Source organism: Sphingobium baderi (assembly GCF_001456115.1).
Lineage (GTDB): Bacteria > Pseudomonadota > Alphaproteobacteria > Sphingomonadales > Sphingomonadaceae > Sphingobium > Sphingobium baderi_A.
This window is the reverse complement of sequence record NZ_CP013264.1, coordinates 3,786,325-3,805,107: the sequence shown is the minus strand read 5'-3', so window position 1 is coordinate 3,805,107 and position 18,783 is coordinate 3,786,325. Positions and strand designations below refer to the sequence as shown.

The 18,783-nt window shown below is 65.4% G+C and carries 18 protein-coding genes; 14 read left to right on the top strand and 4 right to left on the bottom strand.

Annotated elements, in window-relative coordinates; genetic code table 11:
* The first annotated feature begins 74 nt into the window (after window positions 1-74).
* The 5 genes from ATN00_RS18625 to ATN00_RS18605 all read left to right on the top strand — a co-directional run bounded on the left by ATN00_RS18625 (window position 75) and on the right by ATN00_RS18605 (window position 5,602).
* Window positions 75-773, top strand: a complete 699-nt coding sequence (locus ATN00_RS18625; RefSeq protein WP_062067576.1) for a carbonic anhydrase — start codon at window positions 75-77, stop codon at window positions 771-773.
* A gap of 3 nt (window positions 774-776) precedes the next feature.
* Window positions 777-2,273, top strand: a complete 1,497-nt coding sequence (locus tag ATN00_RS18620; RefSeq protein WP_062067574.1) for a SulP family inorganic anion transporter — start codon at window positions 777-779, stop codon at window positions 2,271-2,273.
* Between the two features lie 291 nt (window positions 2,274-2,564).
* Complete coding sequence (locus ATN00_RS18615; protein WP_062067571.1) at window positions 2,565-3,401, top strand: TorF family putative porin; 837 nt, start codon at window positions 2,565-2,567, stop codon at window positions 3,399-3,401.
* A gap of 174 nt (window positions 3,402-3,575) precedes the next feature.
* Window positions 3,576-4,286 carry a response regulator gene (locus ATN00_RS18610; RefSeq protein WP_062067568.1) on the top strand — a complete coding sequence of 237 codons (711 nt, stop codon included), beginning with the start codon at window positions 3,576-3,578 and terminating at the stop codon, window positions 4,284-4,286.
* 8 nt (window positions 4,287-4,294) lie between these two features.
* On the top strand, window positions 4,295-5,602 hold the full coding sequence (locus ATN00_RS18605) for an ATP-binding protein (RefSeq protein ID WP_062067565.1): 1,308 nt from the start codon (window positions 4,295-4,297) through the stop codon (window positions 5,600-5,602).
* 359 nt (window positions 5,603-5,961) lie between these two features.
* Here the strand turns inward: ATN00_RS18605 and ATN00_RS18600 are convergent, their stop codons facing one another.
* Complete coding sequence (locus ATN00_RS18600; RefSeq protein ID WP_062067562.1) at window positions 5,962-7,626, bottom strand: alkaline phosphatase family protein; 1,665 nt, start codon at window positions 7,624-7,626, stop codon at window positions 5,962-5,964.
* A 77-nt stretch (window positions 7,627-7,703) separates the two neighbouring features.
* Here ATN00_RS18600 and ATN00_RS18595 point away from each other — a divergent pair, with 77 nt between their 5' ends.
* From ATN00_RS18595 to ATN00_RS18555, 9 genes are all read left to right on the top strand, one after another.
* A complete protein-coding gene (locus tag ATN00_RS18595; RefSeq protein ID WP_062067558.1) occupies window positions 7,704-9,731 on the top strand; it encodes a protein-disulfide reductase DsbD family protein in 2,028 nt (675 codons plus the stop codon).
* Window positions 9,731-10,471 (top strand): TlyA family RNA methyltransferase, encoded by a 741-nt coding sequence (locus ATN00_RS18590; protein ID WP_062067555.1) that lies wholly within the window; start codon window positions 9,731-9,733, stop codon window positions 10,469-10,471. Before ATN00_RS18595 ends, ATN00_RS18590 begins: the two co-directional genes overlap by 1 nt.
* A gap of 68 nt (window positions 10,472-10,539) precedes the next feature.
* On the top strand, window positions 10,540-11,586 hold the full coding sequence (locus ATN00_RS18585) for an efflux RND transporter periplasmic adaptor subunit (RefSeq protein ID WP_062067552.1): 1,047 nt from the start codon (window positions 10,540-10,542) through the stop codon (window positions 11,584-11,586).
* An 11-nt stretch (window positions 11,587-11,597) separates the two neighbouring features.
* A complete protein-coding gene (locus tag ATN00_RS18580; RefSeq protein ID WP_062067549.1) occupies window positions 11,598-14,702 on the top strand; it encodes an efflux RND transporter permease subunit in 3,105 nt (1,034 codons plus the stop codon).
* Window positions 14,703-14,725: 23 nt separating this feature from the next.
* Entirely contained in the window at window positions 14,726-15,274 is a 549-nt protein-coding gene (locus tag ATN00_RS18575; RefSeq protein WP_062067546.1) for a TspO/MBR family protein, read from the top strand.
* A 46-nt stretch (window positions 15,275-15,320) separates the two neighbouring features.
* Window positions 15,321-15,620, top strand: a complete 300-nt coding sequence (locus tag ATN00_RS18570) for an accessory factor UbiK family protein (RefSeq protein WP_062067542.1) — start codon at window positions 15,321-15,323, stop codon at window positions 15,618-15,620.
* A gap of 49 nt (window positions 15,621-15,669) precedes the next feature.
* Window positions 15,670-16,176 carry a type III secretion system chaperone family protein gene (locus ATN00_RS18565; RefSeq protein ID WP_062067540.1) on the top strand — a complete coding sequence of 169 codons (507 nt, stop codon included), beginning with the start codon at window positions 15,670-15,672 and terminating at the stop codon, window positions 16,174-16,176.
* Window positions 16,177-16,185: 9 nt separating this feature from the next.
* Window positions 16,186-17,001, top strand: coding sequence for a pyrroline-5-carboxylate reductase family protein (locus ATN00_RS18560; RefSeq protein ID WP_062067537.1), 816 nt, complete (start codon window positions 16,186-16,188; stop codon window positions 16,999-17,001).
* Window positions 17,002-17,032: 31 nt separating this feature from the next.
* Entirely contained in the window at window positions 17,033-17,533 is a 501-nt protein-coding gene (locus ATN00_RS18555; RefSeq protein ID WP_062067534.1) for an asparaginase domain-containing protein, read from the top strand.
* Window positions 17,534-17,538: 5 nt separating this feature from the next.
* On the opposite strand, the gene ATN00_RS18550 is transcribed toward ATN00_RS18555, so the two are convergent.
* The 3 genes from ATN00_RS18550 to rplL all read right to left on the bottom strand — a co-directional run bounded on the left by ATN00_RS18550 (window position 17,539) and on the right by rplL (window position 18,726).
* Window positions 17,539-17,865 carry a YnfA family protein gene (locus ATN00_RS18550; RefSeq protein ID WP_062069000.1) on the bottom strand — a complete coding sequence of 109 codons (327 nt, stop codon included), beginning with the start codon at window positions 17,863-17,865 and terminating at the stop codon, window positions 17,539-17,541.
* Window positions 17,866-17,936: 71 nt separating this feature from the next.
* Window positions 17,937-18,107: a hypothetical protein gene (locus ATN00_RS23480; RefSeq protein ID WP_156415306.1), complete on the bottom strand. Its 171-nt coding sequence runs from the start codon at window positions 18,105-18,107 to the stop codon at window positions 17,937-17,939.
* 238 nt (window positions 18,108-18,345) lie between these two features.
* Window positions 18,346-18,726: a 50S ribosomal protein L7/L12 gene (rplL, locus tag ATN00_RS18545; RefSeq protein ID WP_062067529.1), complete on the bottom strand. Its 381-nt coding sequence runs from the start codon at window positions 18,724-18,726 to the stop codon at window positions 18,346-18,348.
* Window positions 18,727-18,783: the final 57 nt, after the last annotated feature.

Sequence of the window (18,783 nt, the reverse complement as noted above, 5' to 3'; positions counted from 1 at the left end):
AAAACGGCATCCCTATTCTTCCTTCCAAAGCCGGTCCGTTTCCCGACCGGCGTAAAGACAGGAAGGATAACGACATGAATGAGCTTATCGGCCGCGTCTTCAGTTTCGAAAGCCATGTCTTCCCGAACCAGAGCGTGCTCTATAACCGGCTTGCCAGCGATGGGCAGAGCCCCAAGGCGCTGATGATTTCCTGCGCCGATTCCCGCATCGTCCCCGAACATATCATGCAGGCCGACCCCGGCGACCTGTTCGTTTGCCGCAACGCGGGCAATATCGTGCCGCCCTTCGCCACGCAGAATGGCGGCGTGTCCTCGACCGTCGAATATGCGGTGATGGCGCTGGGCGTGCGTGACATCATCGTGTGCGGACATAGCGACTGCGGCGCGATGAAGGCGCTGGTCAATGAAGCGCCTCTTGCATCCATGCCCAATGTGGCGGCGTGGCTGCGCCATTCCCATGCCGCGCAGAAGGTCTGCCGCGAAAGCTATCCCGACGACATCAGCGACGAGGAAAAGATCCGCAATGTCACGCTGGAGAATGTCGTTGTCCAGCTCGCGCATCTGCGGACGCATCCTTCGGTCGCGTCGGGCATCGCGCGCGGCGAGATCGCCCTGCACGGCTGGGTCGTCGACATCCATGCGGGTCAGGTGCTGGGCCTGGACGGCGAGACCGGCCGTTTCGTGCCGCTGCGCGAAGGCCAGCCCATGCCCGTCGCCTTGCCGCACGCCCGGCGCCTCGCCGCCGGAGCGGTTTACGCAGAGGCCGCGGAGTAAGCCATGCTGAAGGCGTTTTCAGGCGGTACGCTGAGCCGCGACTTCACCGCATCCATCGTCGTTTTCCTGGTGGCGATGCCCTTGTGCATGGGCATCGCCATCGCGTCCGGCGTGCCGCCTGAAAAGGGGCTGGTTACCGGGATCATTGGCGGTATCGTCGTTGGCCTGCTGGCCGGATCGCCCCTGCAGGTCAGCGGCCCGGCGGCGGGTCTGGCCGTCATCGTCTTTGAGATCGTCCAGCAACAGGGCTTGTCGGCGCTGGGACCGATTCTGATCCTGGCGGGCGCGATTCAGGTGATCGCGGGGCTGCTCAGGGTCGGTGGATGGTTCCGCGCCATTTCGCCCGCCGTGGTCCATGGCATGTTGGCGGGCATCGGCGTGCTGATCGTCGTCGGGCAATTCCACGTCCTGTTCGACGACAAGCCGTTGTCGAGCGGTCTGGCCAATCTGCTGGCGATGCCGGGCCAGATATTCGGCCTTACCAATCAGGATGCGGCGATGGCCTTTGCCGTCGGCCTTGTCACCATTGGCGGCATGATCGGTTGGGAAAAGGTCCGTCCCGCATCGATGAAATTGTTGCCCGGGGCGCTGGTCGGTGTGGTGCTGGCGACGCTGGTGGCCTTTTTCCTGGGCCTGCCGGTGGCCCGCGTGGTGGTGCCGGAATCGATCATGTCGGCAGTCACCTTGCCGGAAGGCAATCTGCTCGCCCAGCTGATGACCCCCTCCGTCATCACGACCGCCATCGCCATCGCCTTCATCGCCAGCGCCGAAACGCTGCTGTCGGCGGCGGCGGTGGACCGGATGCATGACGGCGTTCGCACCAATTATAATCGCGAACTGAGCGCGCAGGGCGTGGGCAATCTGCTTTGCGGCTTTGCCGGCGCATTGCCGATGACCGGCGTGATCGTCCGCAGCTCCGCCAATGTGCAGGCGGGCGGCAAGACGCGCCTGTCCACCATCCTGCACGGCATCTGGATATTGGGCTTCGTCGCGCTGCTGCCCTGGCTGCTGCGGGAAATCCCGATGGCGGCGCTGGCAGGCATATTGGTGGTGACGGGCGTGCGCCTCGTCAGCCTAGACCATGCGAAGCATCTGCTGCACCGCTATGGGCCGCTTCCGGCGGTGGTGTGGGCCGCGACGCTGGTGACGGTGGTGACGACCGATCTGCTGACGGGCGTGCTGGTCGGCATTGGCCTGTCGTTGCTGGAAATGCTGCCCCATGTTCGCCGCCTCGGCCTCAAGATCGACGAGACGAGCTGGGACAACAAGCATGAAGTCGCGCTGGACGGCACGGCCAGTTTCTTCAGTCTGCCCGGCCTGTCCGCACGACTGGAGGCATTGCCCGCCGGCCGCGTGATCATCCTCAACGTCGAACGGCTTGGCCATATCGACCATACCTGCGCGGAAATGCTGCGGGAATGGATCGACCGCCGCCGCAATGCGGGGATGGAGGTCGAACTGTTCGGCGCGGCGGGACGGTTGCGCCAGCTCGCGGCCTGACCGCTCCCGTTTCGAATCCCCCCTGGCCGCCGCGTCCTCCACCCCCGGACGCGGCGGCTTTTTCATGTCTGGCGTGGAATGGGACAGCAATGAAATGGAAACATGGGTTGCCAATTCGGAAAAGAACCGTGTTCCCCGGGCCACGCTATTCGCCCAGCCTTTCGCACTTGCACAAAATACGGTTTGTAAGGGACGGCAGGCGGGATAGCCCTGTGTCTGTCCGCACGTACCGAAGGCGAACCGATCTTCGGACTGGCGGACGCAGGAAGGAACATTCTTTCGTAAAGGGGAATGTTCATGAAAAAATACCAGATCGCCTGTGCCGCTCTCACGCTGATATCCGCAGCGCCCGCCTTCGCGCAGGAGGCACCCACCAGTCCTGTCACGGTTTCGGGCAGCGTGGCCCTCGTTTCCGATTACCGCTTCCGCGGCGTGTCGCAGACCGACAAGGGCATGGCTGTCCAGGGCGGCGTCACGCTGACCCATGAAAGCGGCCTTTATGGCGGAACATGGGCGTCCAACCTGTCGGGATGGGGCACGTTCGGCGGCTCCAACATGGAACTGGACCTGTTCGCGGGCTATGCCATCCCGCTGGGCGGCGCGACGCTGGACGTCGGCCTTACCTGGTACATGTATCCCAGCGGCGCGGACACCACGGATTTCGCCGAGCCTTATATCAAGCTGTCGGGTGATGTCGGCCCGGTTTCCGCCCTCGTCGGCGTCGCCTATGCGCCCAAGCAGAAGGCGCTGGGCAAGGTCTATAACAGCGCGGCGTCGGTCCTGCCCGACAATCCGGGCAAGAAGAACGACAATTTCTATGTCTGGAGCGACGTTAGCGGATCGATCCCCAATACGCCCGTGACGCTCAAGGCCCATCTGGGCTGGTCCAAGGGTAATTCGGGCCTGGGCCCCAACGGCACCAGCCTTGCCCCGACCGGCAAATATCTCGACTGGATGGTGGGCGCGGACGTGGCTGTTCCGAACACGCCGCTGACGGTGGGCGTGGCCTATGTCGATACCGACATCGCCCGGGTCGAGGAAAATTACATCCGCCCGAACTTCTCGGACGCGGACGGTTCGTCCATCGCGCGTGGGCGTGTGGTCTTCTCGCTCTCGGCAGCGTTCTGATCGAAGAGGACGGGGCGGATGTCCTCCGCCCCGTCCCTCGACCGCGAATGTCTCCATCATGACAAATTGTTGCTGACGGCCCGGCATCCGCGCGCGCCCCGGCCCCTTGGTTGACCGTCGGCAGGCGCGGCCCTATCTCCTCCTCATGATCCATTTCCACTGTGTAAAGTCGCGATGACCGCCCCTTCGATCATCCTGGTGGAAGACGATCCGCCGCTTCGCACGCTGACCGCCCGTGCCTTGCAGGAAAATGGCTATCAGGTCCGCCCGGCATCCTCCGGCCCGGAAATGTGGGTGGCCTTCGACGCGGGACCGGTCGACCTCGTCGTGCTCGACGTCATGCTGCCGGGCACCAACGGCATCGACCTGTGCCGCCAGATCCGCCGCAAGAGCGACGTGCCGATCATCTTCATCAGCGCCAAGGGCAGCGAGACGGACCGCATCGTCGGGCTGGAACTGGGCGCGGACGATTATCTGCCCAAGCCCTTCGGCACGCGCGAGCTGATCGCTCGCATCCGCGCCATATTGCGCCGCGTCGGGGTGGAGCGCGGCCCGGACGAGCATCGCGACAATGAAGCGCGCTTCGACGGCTGGGTCGTCAATTTCCCCCGCCGCGAGCTGCGTTCGCCCACGGGCGGCATCGTCGACCTGACCGGGGCGGAGTTCGACCTGCTCGGCTCTTTCCTCAGCCACCCCCAGCGTGTCATTGCCCGCGAACGGCTGATCGAATTGTCACGCACCCGCATGGGCGACAGCAGCGACCGCAGCATCGACGTGCTGGTCAGCCGCCTGCGCCGCAAGCTTTCCACGCAGGACAAGGGCGCCCCCATCACCACCGTGCGCGGCGTCGGTTACATGTTCAATGCAGAGGTCAGCCGCGCTTGAAGTCGGGGATGAAGCGGCCGCTCGGCCTGGTTGGGCGGATTTTCGCGATATTGCTGCTGACGGTGGTGCTGGAATTCGCGGTCGGCACGCTGATCTACGAGCGGGCCAGCCATTTGTCGCTTCAGGATGACGAAGCGCGCCGGCTGGCAGAACATCTCATCATCGCGCGCAAGCTGATGGACGAGCAGCCCGCCCAGGCCCGCCGTCCGCTGGCGGTGCAATTGACCACCGACCGCTACGACATTCACTGGACGCCCGCATCCCCGCCGCCGCCGCCGCTTGCGCCGGAACTGGAGCGGATGCGGCGGCAGATCGTCGCTTGGGAACCGTCGCTGGAAAGGTCGCGTCTCTGGCTGCGGCTGGCCGCGCCGGGGCGCGTGTCGGAAATCAATGGCGGGCTGCTGCTGTCGGACGGCAGCTGGCTTTATTTCGGGATGCACCATAGCGGATCGAAATGGGAATTCACCATTGGCCGGGTCGGACTGGCCCTCATTCCCGTGGTGGCGCTGTTGCTGGTGGGGGGCGCGATGATCCGCCGCACGCTGGCCCCCTTGCGCGAACTGACACGCGCGACCGAGCGCATTGGCCTGAGCGATGGGGTGATCGTGGAGGAAGGGGGCGGCAGCGACGTGCGCGACCTGATCCGCGCCTTCAACGCGATGCAAAAGCGCATCCACCGCCTCATCACCGAGCGGACGGAGACGCTGGCGGCGGTGGGCCATGACCTCCGCACGCCGCTCTCCCGCCTGCAATTGCGGCTGGAAAGCGTGCCGGACGGCGAAGCGCGCGAGGCGATGGAGGGCGACCTTGCCGAAATGGGCGAGATGATCGATTCCCTGCTCGCTTTCCTGGGCGGGGAAAAGAATACGGAGCCGACCCAGCGTACCGACATCGCGGTCATGCTGGCGACCATCGCCGATGCCTTTCAGGATCAGGGCAGGGATGTGGATTATGACGGCCCCGATCATCTGGAGATGGCGGCGCGGCCGCTTTCCCTGCGCCGCGCCGTGGGGAATCTCGTGGAAAACGCGCTGCATTACGGCCAGCGCGCGCGGGTCAGCCTGTCACGGCGCGATGGGGAAGTCCTGATTCGCGTGGATGATGACGGCCCCGGCATCCCCCGCGACAAGCTGGAGGAGGTGCTGAAACCCTTCGCCCGGCTGGACGAAGCGCGGCAACGCAACACGCGCGGCCTTGGCCTCGGCCTGGCCATCGTCGCAAAGGCGGTGGAGCGCGAGGGTGGGGCGCTGCTGCTTGTCAACCGTCCCGAAGGCGGCCTGCGCGCCGAAATCAGCCTCCGCGCGCTGAACAGTTAGGGGAGGCATGGGATTGCAAACCCGTGCTGGATGGCGGGGTTTGGGTGGGAAGGTGGACGTCGACTTCCTTCGGATGGAACGTTCGCTTCCATCCCAACAAGACGGCGTCCGCCCATCCCCTTTCCTGAAGGATTGAGGCGGAGACGCGGAGACGTTGTGGACCATCAGCCTGTGCCCTTCGCGTCTCTGCGCCTCCGCGTGAATCTGAAAGGGCGCTCTGAATGGCGGTTATGGGTGGAAGGTGGGCATTCCCTTTATCTCCGTTCGCCCTTCGACACGCTCAGCCCGAACGGAGGTGGAGTGGCGGCTATGGCCGAAACCCGCCATCCCTACTGCGCGTGAATTTGCAGGCCGCGTGACTAATGCCCAGCGCAGCTATCTCCTTCGCCGGCGATCAGATCCAGGCAACGTCCGTCTATCTCGCCCTTGGGCACCGGCAGGTTGATGAGCGCGGCGAGGGTCGGCAATATGTCTACCGTTTCCACGCCCAACGGCTGTTCGAAATGCCGCAGTCCCTTGCGCCAGAACAGGATCGGCACGCGCCGGTCGGTGTCCCATGGACTGCCATGGGTCGCCACATAGCCTTTGGTCGGGTCGATGATCGGCATGATGCGGGGTTTCAGCAGCAACAGCAGGTCGCCCGAGCGTTCGGGATCGAAGCTCGCCCGTGCTTCCTGCAACAGGCTCCAGCTTTCGGGCGGGCCGGAGGGAGAGGGGGTGGCGGCGATCTCCGCCTTGGTGAATACCGCCTGCACCTGGGGATGGGCGCGCAGGATCTTCAGCGTTTCGGCCTGCACGGCGGCGCGCTGTCCGGGCGTCAGGGAGAGGTCGAAATAGAGATCGCCCATCGGCCCGTCGCCCCAGATCAGCTTGCGCCCGGCCAGTCCCGTCCTGGCGCCGACCGCTGCGGTCAGCGCCTTGGGCGTCAAGGCCGCGTCCACGCGGCTTTCCATCGGCATGGCGTTCTGCCGGTGCCGCTCGGGCAGGTCATGGCCGCCATGATCGGCGGTCAGCACGACCACATAGTCGATGCCGGTCTTGTCCAGCCGGTCGAAGAAGGCGCCCAGTTCCTGATCCAGCCGATCGATCTGGATGCAGCTTTCCGTGCCTTCCGTGCCGTAAGTGTGCCCCACATAATCCGTCGCGGACAGGCCGATGGAGATGATGTCGGTCTGCCCCTGCCTGCCAAGGTCCATATTGTCGATGACTGACGCGGCCAATGCCAATGTCAGGGCGTCCTGTTCCGGCGATGCGCGAAAGACCTTGAAATCGCCCGCCTCACGCGCGAAGCGGCCGGTGCCCACGCTCTTCCCCGCGCCGATGCCGACGGGGAAATCCTTTGCCGCGCATTGCGCCGGCAGTTCAAAGCCGGGGCTGGGCTGCGCCAGCCTCTGTGCGAAAACCGCATTCACCTTCGCGATCAGCGGCGGCGTCGGCACGCCCTTGTAGCTCACATAGCCTTTGGGGCTGAGCCACCAGACCTGATCGGCGGTCGGCCCGCCCATCATGATGGCCGCGCGATCCTTCCCCGCGACGGACACCACGCGGGTCGCCGGGTTCGCGGCCTTCATCCGCCCGCCCAGCGTCGGCACGCGCAGATGGATGGGGGAGGCGACATAATCGCCGCTGCTCGTCCCCGGTTGGCTTTCATCCTCGGCGCAATAGACGGCCTTGTCCTCGCGCCCGGTCTTGAGGTCGAACCATGTGTTGGCGATGATGCCGGTGCGCGACGGGCGGCTGCCGGTCAGGATGGTGCTGTGGCCGGGGCAGGTTTCGGTCGCGGCATGGGATTGATAACCGCGTGGGAATGCAATGCCGTCAGCGGCCAGACGCTTCAGACCAGCTTCGAAATAAGGGCGATATTCGTTGAAAAGATCGCCGGAAAACTGGTCGACGGAAATGGCGACGATCAGCTTGGGCGGCGTCGCGGGCGCGCTTTGCGGGGCAGGGGCTGCGCCCGGCTGGGCGATGGCGGGCATCGCGCACGGGACGAGCAACAGGGCGGCGGCGACTTTCCTCAACATTATGCAATGACCTTCTCGACCTTGACGGCGGATGGACAGAGACCTAGCCCGCTCCAAGCCACCCGACCAGAGGCCCGATGCGGATAGTTCATGTCCTTTTGATGACGCTGGCGTTGTTGCTGACGCCAGCCGCCGCCTGCGCGCAGGGCGCCTTCGGGACGGGGGCGCCGCATATCTCCGCGCGCCTGTCGGCCGAAAGCGGCGCGCCCGCGCCGGGGCAGGAGACGACCATCGCCTTCGCCATGACGCCAGAGGCGGGATGGCACGGCTATTGGGAAAATCCGGGCGACGCGGGCCTTGGCATGACGGTCAAATGGACGCTGCCCAAGGGCGTGAACATTGGCGCGCTGCGCTATCCGGTGCCCGAAATGCTGACGATCTCCGGCCTGATGAACCATGTCTATGAAGGGCCTTATGCGATTCTGGCGCCGCTGGCGATTGCACCGGACGTGCCGGAAGGCACGCGCCTGCCGATCCGCGTGCGCGCCGAGTGGCTGGCCTGCACCGACAAGATCTGCGTGCCCGAAGGCGCGGACCTCAGCCTGAACCTGGTGGCGGGGAGCGGACAGGTCCAGCCCGCCGATGGCGCCCGCTTCGACCAGTGGCGCGCCCATCTGCCCCGGCCGCTGGGCGCGCAGGCCAGCTATGCGATGGCCGATGGCAAGCTTCGCATCGCCATCCCCTTTCCAGCGGGCGCGCAGGCGAGCGACGTGCATTTCTTCCCGCTGGCCGAAGGGTTCGCCCGCTATGCCGCGCCGCAAAAGGTGCAGCGCGAGGGCGACCGCCTGCTGATCGAAACGGAAGCGGGCGAGGGTTTCAAGGGCGGCAGGGCGCAGGGCGTGCTGCGGACTGGCGATCATGTTGGCTTCCTCGTCGCCGCCGTGGCCGGGCCGGTGGCCGCGCCGGGGGGAGGTGCGGCGCAGACCATCCTGATCGCGCTGGCTGGAGCAGTGCTGGGCGGCCTGTTGCTCAATGTCATGCCTTGCGTCTTTCCGATCCTGGGGCTCAAGGCGCTCAGCCTTGCCCGCGCTGGGGGGCAGGAACGGGAAGTGCGCCGCGAAGCCATCGCCTATGCGGCGGGCGTCATTGTCGCCTGTCTGGCGCTGGGCGGCGCGTTGCTGGCGCTGAGGGCGGCGGGCGCGGCTGTGGGATGGGCCTTTCAGTTGCAGGACCCGCGCATCATCCTGCTGCTGCTGCTGCTGGTGACGGCCATCGCCTTCAACCTTGCGGGCCTGTTCGAGCTGAGGGCTTTTGGCGGTGGCGAGCGTCTGGCCGCAAAGGGTGGCATGATCGGCAGTTTCTGGACCGGCGCGCTGGTCGCCTTTGTCGCGACGCCGTGCACCGGGCCTTTCATGGGCGCGGCCATGGGCGCGGCGCTGGTGCTGCCGCTGGCGGCCTCGCTCGCCATTTTCGCGGGGCTTGGCCTTGGCCTTGCGTTGCCCTTCCTGTTGCTGGCTTATCTGCCCGCCTTGCGAAGCCGCTTGCCGCGGCCGGGGCCATGGATGGAGCGGCTGCAACGCATTTTTTCCATCCCCATGTTCCTGACCGCACTTGGCCTTGCGTGGCTACTGGGCCAGCAGAGAGGCGTCGCGGCGATGACGCTGGGACTCGGCGCGGCGCTGCTGCTGGCGCTGCTGCTTTGGTGGCTGGGCGGGCGGCAGGGCAGGGGAAAAAGCGGGGGCGTGATGGTCCTGCTCGGCGCGCTCATATTGCTGGGCGGTGGCATGGCGTTGCTGCCCGCAAAAGCGCCTGCTGCTGCCTCCGCACAAGCATCGAGAGCCATTCCCTTCGACGAAGCGCGTCTCGCCAGCCTGCGCGCGGCGGGCAAGCCCGTATTCCTCTACTTCACCGCTGACTGGTGCCTTACCTGCAAGGCGAACGAAGCCGCCGCCATCGATCGCGCCGAAACCCGCGCCGCGTTCGACAGGGCAGGCGTCACCGTCATGGTCGGCGACTGGACTAATGCCGATCCCGCCATCACCCGCTTCCTCGAAGGGCAGGGGCGGTCGGGCGTGCCGCTCTACCTCTGGTATGCGCCTGGCGGCGAGGGGAGGGCGCTGCCGCAGATCCTCACCGTCTCCACCCTGACCGCTTTGGTGCCCTGATGGCGAAGGTGCGCGCCGATCAGCTTCTCGTCGATCGGGGCCTGGCCGAAAGCCGCGCCCGCGCGCAGGCGCTCATCCTGGCGGGCCATGTGTTCCTCAATGACAGGAAGGTCGAGAAAGCCGGGCAGCAGGTCGCGCCCGATGCCCCCCTCGACGTGCGCGGCCGCGATCATCCATGGGTGTCGCGCGGCGGGATCAAGCTGGCCCACGCTCTCGACCATTTCGCCATCGACGTGACCGGCCTTGTGGCCATCGACGTGGGCAGTTCGACCGGCGGCTTCACCGACGTGCTGCTGGCGAAGGGCGCGGCGCGGGTCTATGCGGTGGACAGCGGCACCAACCAGCTTGCGTGGAAGCTGCGTTCCGACCCGCGCGTCATCGTGCATGAACAAACCAGCGCCCGTATCCTGACCGCCAGCCACATCCCTGAACCCGTCCAGATCATCGTTTGCGACGCCAGCTTCATTTCGCTTGCCAAGGTTTTGGAAAGGCCCATGACTTTCGCGTCTTCCGGCGCGATGCTGGTCGCCCTCATCAAGCCGCAGTTCGAGGCGGGGCGGGAAGAAGTGAGCAAGGGCGGCGTCGTCCGCGATTCCGCCGTGCATGATCGCGTGTGCGTGGAAGTGCGCGCCTGGGTGGAGATGCAGGGCTGGCGGGTCGAAGGCATCACGCCCAGCCCCATCACCGGCCCGCAGGGCAATGTGGAGTTCCTGCTCCATGCCCGCAAAGACGGCCTGTGACCGGCTGTTACATTTTGCGACAAAAGCATCTGTTGTGTCGCGTCTCAAGGGCCGCTAGCTCCCTTTCCATGCGTTTTCCCGTAGCTCTGTTCCTGTGCCTTTCCCTTGGCTTGACCGGCTGCGGCAAGAAACAGGATGCAAAGCCGCGGCCCGCCGCGCTGGTCGAAGCCGCGCCCATAGGCAGCGCCACTTTTTCCGACGATGTGGCGGCGGTCGGCACCGCGCTCGCCAATGAACAGGTGGTGCTGTCCGCCCCGGTGACGCAGCGCATCACGGCGCTGAACTTCTCCGACGGCGGCTTCGTGAAGCGGGGGCAGATCATCGCCACGCTGGCCCAGGGGCAGGAACAGGCGCAACTCGCCGCCGCGCAGGCGCAGGCGCTGGAAGCGCGTCAGCAACTTGATCGGATCAAGGCGCTCAAGGCGCGGGGCTTCGCCACCACCGCGACCTTCGATCAGCAGGTCGCCGCCGCCAACGCCGCGCTTGCCAATGCCCAACTGGCCAAGGCGTCGATCGGCGACCGTGTCATCCGCGCGCCCTTTTCGGGCTGGGCCAGCCTGCGGACCGTCTCGGTCGGCGCCATCATCTCGGCGGGCACCCCCATCGCGACGGTCAGCGATATTTCGCGGATCAAGCTCGACTTCACCGTACCCGAAACCCAGCTCTCCCTGATCCGGCAGGGGCAGGCGATCAAGGCGGTGTCGGCCGCATGGCCCGACCGGCCCTTCAGCGGCGCCATCGCCACCATCGATCCCGTGGTCGATCCCGCCACCCGCGCGGTGAAAGTCCGGGCGATCCTGCCCAATCCCGACCGTGCACTGAAACCGGGGATGTTGATGACCGTCAGCGTCATCGCGCGCCAGCGCCAGTCGCTCGCCGTGCCGGAACTCGCGGTGGTGGGCGATGGCGAGCAGCGGTCGATCTTCATCGTGCAGGATGGCAAGGTGAAGCGCACCGATGTCCGCACCGGTCTGCGTCAGAACGGCCTCGTTGAAATATTGGATGGCGTAAAGGCGGGACAGGTCGTGGTGACGGATGGCGTCGTCAAGCTGACCGATGGCGTCCCCGTGCGGATGGAGGGCGCAAAAGCCCCCACCGCCGCCCCGGCGCGCTGACGGGACGGGCGGTGCAGCTTTCCGACCTTTCCGTCCGCCGCCCGGTCTTTGCCGCGGTGGTCGCGGTGTTGCTCTGCATTGTCGGGCTGGTCGGCTATCTCAGCCTGTCGGTGCGCGAATATCCCGACACGGACCCGCCGATCGTGTCGGTCGAAACCACCTATACCGGCGCGGCGGCCTCCGTCGTGGAAAACCGCATCACGCAGCTTCTGGAAGATTCCATCGCAGGCGTGCAGGGCATCCAGACCATCACCTCCACTTCGCAGGACGGACGGTCGGACATCAATATCGAATTCAGCCCGTCCCGCGACATCGATTCCGCCGCCAACGACGTGCGCGACCGCGTGAGCGCGGCGGTGGAGGATTTGCCCGAAGATGCGCTGGCTCCCGAAATCCGTAAGGTGGATGCGGATTCCCGGCCCATTCTCTATCTCACCTTTGCGCGTCCCGGCTGGAATAGCATCCAGATCAGCGACTATGTCGACCGCAATATTTCCGACCGTTTTTCCGCCATTGACGGCGTCGCCCGCGTGTTCATCAGCGGGGAAGCGCGTCCGTCCACCCGTATCTGGTTCAACGCGGAAAAGCTGGCCGCTTTCGGCCTGACTCCTGCCGATGTGGAAGCTGCGCTGCGGGCGCAGAATGTGGAACTGCCCGCGGGCCGTTTCGAATCGAAGGACCAGAACCAGACCCTGCGCGTCGAGCGGCCCTTCGTCACGCCCGCCCAGTTCGCGCAGCTTGTCGTAGGGCGCGGCGATGACGGCTATCAGGTGAAGCTGGGCGACGTGGCCCGGATCGAAACGGGCGCGGAAGACCCCTATAACATGTTCCGCGCCAATGGCGGCAATGCGGTGGGTCTGGGTATTGTCCGCCAGTCCGGGGCGAACACGCTGGAGGTCGCGGAAAGGGCGAAGGCGCTCATCAAGGAACTGGAACCGACCGTGCCGCAGGGGATGCGTATCGCCATCGGGTCCGACGAATCCCTGTTCATCAGCCGCGCGATCGAAAATGTCTATGACACGCTGATCGAGGCGGCGTTGCTGGTCGTGCTGGTCATTTTCCTGTTTCTGGGATCGGTGCGCGCCACGCTTGTGCCTGCCGTAACGGTGCCGATCTGCCTGCTCGCGACCTGCGCGGTCATGTGGCTGTGCGGCCTGTCGATCAACCTGCTGACGCTGCTCGCATTCGTGCTCGCCATTGGCCTTGTCGTGGACGACGCCATCGTCGTGCTGGAGAATGTCTATCACCGCATCGAACAGGGCGACGATCCGCTGGTCGCGGCCTATCTCGGCACGCGGCAGGTGGGTTTCGCCATCATCTCCACTACGCTGGTGGTTTGCGCGGTGTTCGTGCCGGTCATGTTCCTCGCCGGACAGACGGGCCTGCTGTTCCGCGAACTTGCCATCGCCATGGTCGCGGCCATCGCCTTTTCCGGCTTCATATCGCTCAGCCTTGCGCCCATGCTCTGCTCCAAGCTGCTCAAGACGGCCGAGCGCGGTCGGCTGGCGCGCTGGATCGACGCCCGTTTCCAGCGGCTGGAGGCGGGCTATGCCCGGTGGCTGGACAGGGTGTTGGGCAAGCCGCTGCTTCCCCTGCTGGGCGTGGCTCTGTTCCTGGCGCTTTCGGGCGCGGCTTTCACCCTCTTGCCCAATGAACTGGCCCCGGAAGAGGACACTGGCGTCGTCCAGGGACAGGTGATGGCTGCCGAAGGCACCGGCTTTGACCGGATGACCGTCTATATGGATCGGATCGAAAAGGATCTGACGCCGCTGGTGAAGGACGGCGCGCTCCAGCAATTGCTTCTCCGCGCGCCCGCCGGTTTCGGGGGCAGCGACGATTTCAACAGCGGCAATGTCATCGCCTTTCTTCGTCCGTGGGAGGACCGTCACCTCACCACCGCGCAGGTCGCCGACGCCATCAACAAGGTGATTGCCCAGCAGCCAGGCGTGCGCGGCAACGCCGCCGCCCGATCCGGCCTTGGGCGGGGGCGCGGCCTGCCGGTCAACCTTGTCATCGCGGGCGCCACCTATGAAGGGCTGGCCGCCGCGCGCGACCGGATCATGGCGGCGGCGGCTTCGAACCCTGGCCTCATCAACCTCGATTCCGACTATAAGGAAACCAAGCCGCAGATGCGGATCGACGTGAATCAGCAGCGCGCAGGCGATCTGGGCGTGTCGATCAACGACATCAGCCAGGCCTTGCAGAGCCTGCTCGGTTCCCGCCGCGTCACCACCTATGTCGACCGGGGCGAGGAATATCGCGTGCTGGTGCAGGCCGAAAAGGAAGGCCGCCAGACGCTTGCCGATCTTGAACGCATCCAGGTCCGCTCGCGCAGCGGCGCGCTCATCCCGCTTTCGTCGGTCGTCACGGTTCGCGAGATCGCCGGTCCGCGCCAGCTCAACCGCTATAACAAGTTGCGGGCCATTACGCTGACCGCCGCGCTTGCGCCCGGCACTTCGCTGGGCGAGGCGCTCAGCTGGCTGGAAGGGCAGGCGAGCCAGTCGCCCGAAGTGCTCGCCATCGGCTATCGCGGCGAAAGCCAGTCGCTGCGCGAAACCGGCGGGTCGATCTGGCTGGTATTCGGCCTCACCATCCTGATCGTCTACCTGCTGCTTGCCGCCCAGTTCGAAAGCTTCATCCATCCCGGCGTCATCATCGCCACGGTGCCGCTGGCGGTTGCGGGCGGCGTGCTGGGCCTCCTGCTGACGGCGGGGTCGATCAATCTCTACAGCCAGATCGGCATCGTCATGCTGGTGGGGCTGGCCGCGAAAAACGGCATATTGATCGTGGAGTTCGCCAACCAGCTTCGCGACGAAGGGCTGGAAGTCGCCGACGCCATCCGACAGGCGGCGGCCCGCCGTCTGCGCCCGATCCTGATGACCTCCATCGCCACGGTGATCGGGGCGGTGCCGCTGGTCATCCGGGGCGGAGCGGGAGCGGCGGCGCGGCACAGCATCGGCACGGTCGTCGTGTTCGGCGTGTCGCTGGCCACGCTCATCACGCTTTTCCTGATCCCGATCTTCTATTCGCGGGTTGCGGGACGAACCGTTTCACCGCAAACCGTGGGACGGCGGCTGGATTCGGCGCTCAAGGATTCGCCCGACGCCGCCGAGTGAGAGGGCAGGGAGAATAAGTGCCGATGAACCAGATCGCGTCGCCCGGTCAGTTGCGCCTTGCCTATCTGCGCTGGGCGCTGGTGACGGTTCCCGCGATCCTCTTTCTCGGTTTCCTGTCGGGAAAGCTCGCCAATAGCGGCTATGGCAATCGCTGGTTCGCCGCGCTTGCCAAGCCGGAGCTGATGCCGCCCGGCTGGGTATTCGGCGCGGCCTGGACGCTGCTCTATATCCTGATGGCGCTGGCCTTCGCGATGGTGCTCCATGCGCGCGGTGCACGGGGGCGGGGCGTTGCCATCGCCCTGTTCCTGATCCAGTTCGCCTTGAACCTGATCTGGTCGCCGCTGTTCTTCCGCGCGCATCAGGTCGGCGACGCGCTGGCGCTGATCCTTGTCCTTACCGTGCTGGTGGCGGTCACGACGGCGCTTTTCCAGCGCATTCGCCGGGCGGCGGGATGGCTGCTGCTGCCTTATCTGCTGTGGCTGGCCTTTGCCACTTACCTCAACTATGAGGTCGACCGGCTGAACCCGGACGCAGAAACCCTTGTCGTCCCGGCGCTTCGCACCCAGATATGATTTTTGCCGCCCGACAGGAGGCGGCGCGAATGAGGACGACAGGATCATGCAGAGCGAAAACCGCTTTTTCGACGACCTTGCCAAGCTGGTGAACGGCGCCGCCGGGACCGTCGCGGGCATGAGCCGCGAGTTCGAGTCCAATGCCCGCGAAAAGGCGAAGCAGTGGATGGGCGGCATGGATTTCGTCAGCCGCGAGGAATTTGACGCGGTCAAGGCGCTGGCCGCCGCCGCCCGTGAAGAGGTGGAGCTTTTGAAAGCCCGCGTCGACGCGCTGGAAGGCAAAGCGCCCGAACCCGTCACCAAGACCGTCCGCGCGAACAAGGGCAAGGCGAAGGACGCCGAATAACGGCGTTTCGCGCCTGTCCTTTCACTGTTCCCGATGTTAAGGGCCGCACATGATGGACGCCGACGAATTTGAAAATGGCGGGCAGGAAGCGGCCCCGATTGATATGCTGGCCGCCTATTTCGAGGCGCATGGCTGGAGCTTCGACCAGATGGGCGAGGATGAGATCGTCGCCAGCACCCAGGGTTCATGGGCGCAATATGAGCTGCGCGGCATCTGGCGGGACGAGGATCAGGTGCTTCAGCTTCTGGCCTTGCCCGACATTCGCGTGGCGGATGAAAAGCGGGCCGCGATCCATGAAACGCTGGCCCTGATCAACGAACAGCTTTGGCTGGGTCATTTCGAACTGTGGTCGTCGAGCGGCATCGTCCTGTTCCGCCACGGGGCATTGCTTGGCGCAGGGGGCACGCTGACGCTCGATCAGGCGCAGGTTCTGGTCGAAACCGCCATTGACGAGTGCGAGCGTTTCTATCCCGTGTTCCAGTTCGTCCTGTGGGGTGGCAAAACGCCATCTGAAGCGATCTCCGCCAGCCTCATCGAAACCCGCGGCGAAGCCTGAACGCATCCCATGACCGACATCAAATGGCCCGACCACCTGTTCCTCGTCGGTTGCGGCAATATGGCGGGGCAGATGTTGGCTCGCTGGCTTGATTGCGGCCTCGATCCGGCCCGGGTCATCGTGCTGCGCCCCAGCGGAAAGCCGGTAGCCGAAGGCGTGCGGGTGGTAAGCGATTATCCCGCCGCCCTGCCGGCCGGAACCACCGTTCTGCTGGGGATGAAGCCCTATCAGATCGCCGATGTCGCCGCGTCCCTCGCGCCGCTCTGCGGGGAAGAGACGCGCATCGTCTCGATCCTCGCGGGCACGCCGCTCAACGATTTGCGCGGGCATTTCCCCGCCGCCCGCGCCCTGGTGCGCGCCATGCCGAACCTGCCCGTGGGCATAGGGCAGGGCGTGACGGCGCTCTACACCGACGCCGCGACGCCGGATGAAGCCCGTGCGGCCATAACCGCGCTTATCGCGCCGCTCGGCCTTGCCGAATGGATGGCCGATGAGGGGCAGTTCAATGAAGTGACCGCGCTGTCCGGCTGTGGCCCCGCTTTCCTGTTCCGCTTCATCGACGCGCTGGCGCGGGCGGGGGAGGCGCTGGGCCTGCCCGCCGATCAGGCCGCGCGCATGGCGCTGGCCACGGTGGAGGGTTCCGCCAGCATGGCAGCCCGCGCCAGCGACGGCCCCGGCGCGCTGGCCGACCGCGTCGCCAGTCCCGGTGGCATGACGCGGGAGGGTCTCAATGTGCTCGACGCCGACGATCGCCTGCTCAGGCTGCTGACCGACACGCTGACCGCCGCCCGCGACCGGGGCGAGGCCATGGCGCGGGGCGGCTAGAGGACGCCTCACTCAATTTCTGGAGCTTCCCATGTTGTCCCCCGACACGCCCATCCTCCTCCTCACCACCGGCGGCACGATCGACAAAATCTATTTCGACGCGCTCTCCGATTATCAGGTGGGCGAAACCGTGGTCGCCAAGCTGCTGGAGATCGCCCGCGTCAAACGCCCCTTCCGCATCGAGGAAGTGACCCGCAAGGACAGTCTGGAACTGGACGATGCCGACCGCGCTCATATCCGCGCCCGCGTCGTCGCGGCCCACGAAAGCCACATCGTCATCACCCACGGCACCGACACGATGACGGAAACCGCCAGGGTGCTGGCCGATATTCCCGGCAAGACGGTGGTGCTGGTCGGCGCGCTCGCCCCCGCGCGTTTCGGTGAGAGCGACGCGAGCTTCAACCTCGGCATGGCCTTCGCCACGGTGCAGGTGGCGCAGCCGGGCGTCTATATCACGATGAGCGGATCGGTCTTTCCCGCCGCGCATGTCGTCAAGGACCGCGAAAAGGGCGCCTTCGTCCCGGTGGAGTGAAGGCGCTAGGTTCGATGCGGGCCGAGCAGGATGACGGCCGCGCCGATGAGGCAGAGCGTAGCGCCCCCCAGATCCCAGCGATCGGGCCGCACGTCTTCCGCCATCCACAGCCACAGCAGCGCGGATGTGATGTATATGCCGCCATAGGCCGCATAGGCTCGGCCTGCATGGCTGGTATCGACCAGCGTCAGCAGCCAGGCGAACAGGGCCAGCGAAAGGCAGCCGGGAACCAGCCAGAGCGGCGACCTGTCCAGCCGCAACCAGGCCCAGAAGGCAAAACAACCGGCAATTTCGGCGATGGCTGCTGTGATATAGATGATGGCTGTGGTCATTCTCCGCCCCTCATGCGCGAATGGCAACGTGTCTGCCAACCCCATAAACTCCGCCTCATGGCCGCCATTGGTCATGGGTACGCGGCCTTGGAGAGAAGGGGCTTATGAAAGGCGGCAAATAAAATTTGAGCCGGATTGCGGTTTTGGGTGGATTGCGGAATGGCCGCTTTCCTCACCCCCATTCGTCCTGAGTAGCCGCTGAGCTTGTCGAAATGGCGTGCCGAAGGACTGATGTCGCGCAAGATCCTTCGATACGGGTCTTCGACTTGGCCCGAGGCCAAGTTTATCCTGAGCAAGCAGTCAGTCGAAGGGCTTGGCCCACCTCAGGGCGAACGGATGTCTATGTTTCGGTAAATGTTCGCATTGGCCAATAGCAGCCCATGCATGATCGCGGGTTTGTGAACGGAAATCCTCCAAAAGAAAAGGGCGGCGCCATGATGGCGCCGCCCCGATCCTCTCTCCGCGGTGCGGAGCGAAAGCTTACTTGAGTTCGACGGTCGCGCCGGCTTCTTCAAGCTGCTTCTTGAGCTTTTCGGCTTCGTCCTTGCCGACGCCTTCCTTGATCGCCTTCGGCGCGCCTTCGACCAGCGCCTTGGCTTCGGTCAGACCCAGGCCGGTGATGGCGCGGACTTCCTTGATGACGTTGATCTTCTTGCCGCCGTCGCCGGTCAGGACGACGTCGAATTCGTCCTTGGCTTCTTCAGCAGGCGCGCCGCCAGCAGCGCCACCGGCCGGAGCGGCAACCGCCACGGCAGCAGCGGCCGAAACGCCCCACTTTTCTTCCAGAGCCTTCGACAGCTCAGCGGCTTCGAGGACGGTCAGGGCCGACAGCTGATCGACCAGTGCGTTAATGTCTGCCATAATATTTTACCTGTTCCCTTCTGGGCGGGGCCAGAAGGCCCCTTAAACTAGCGTTGA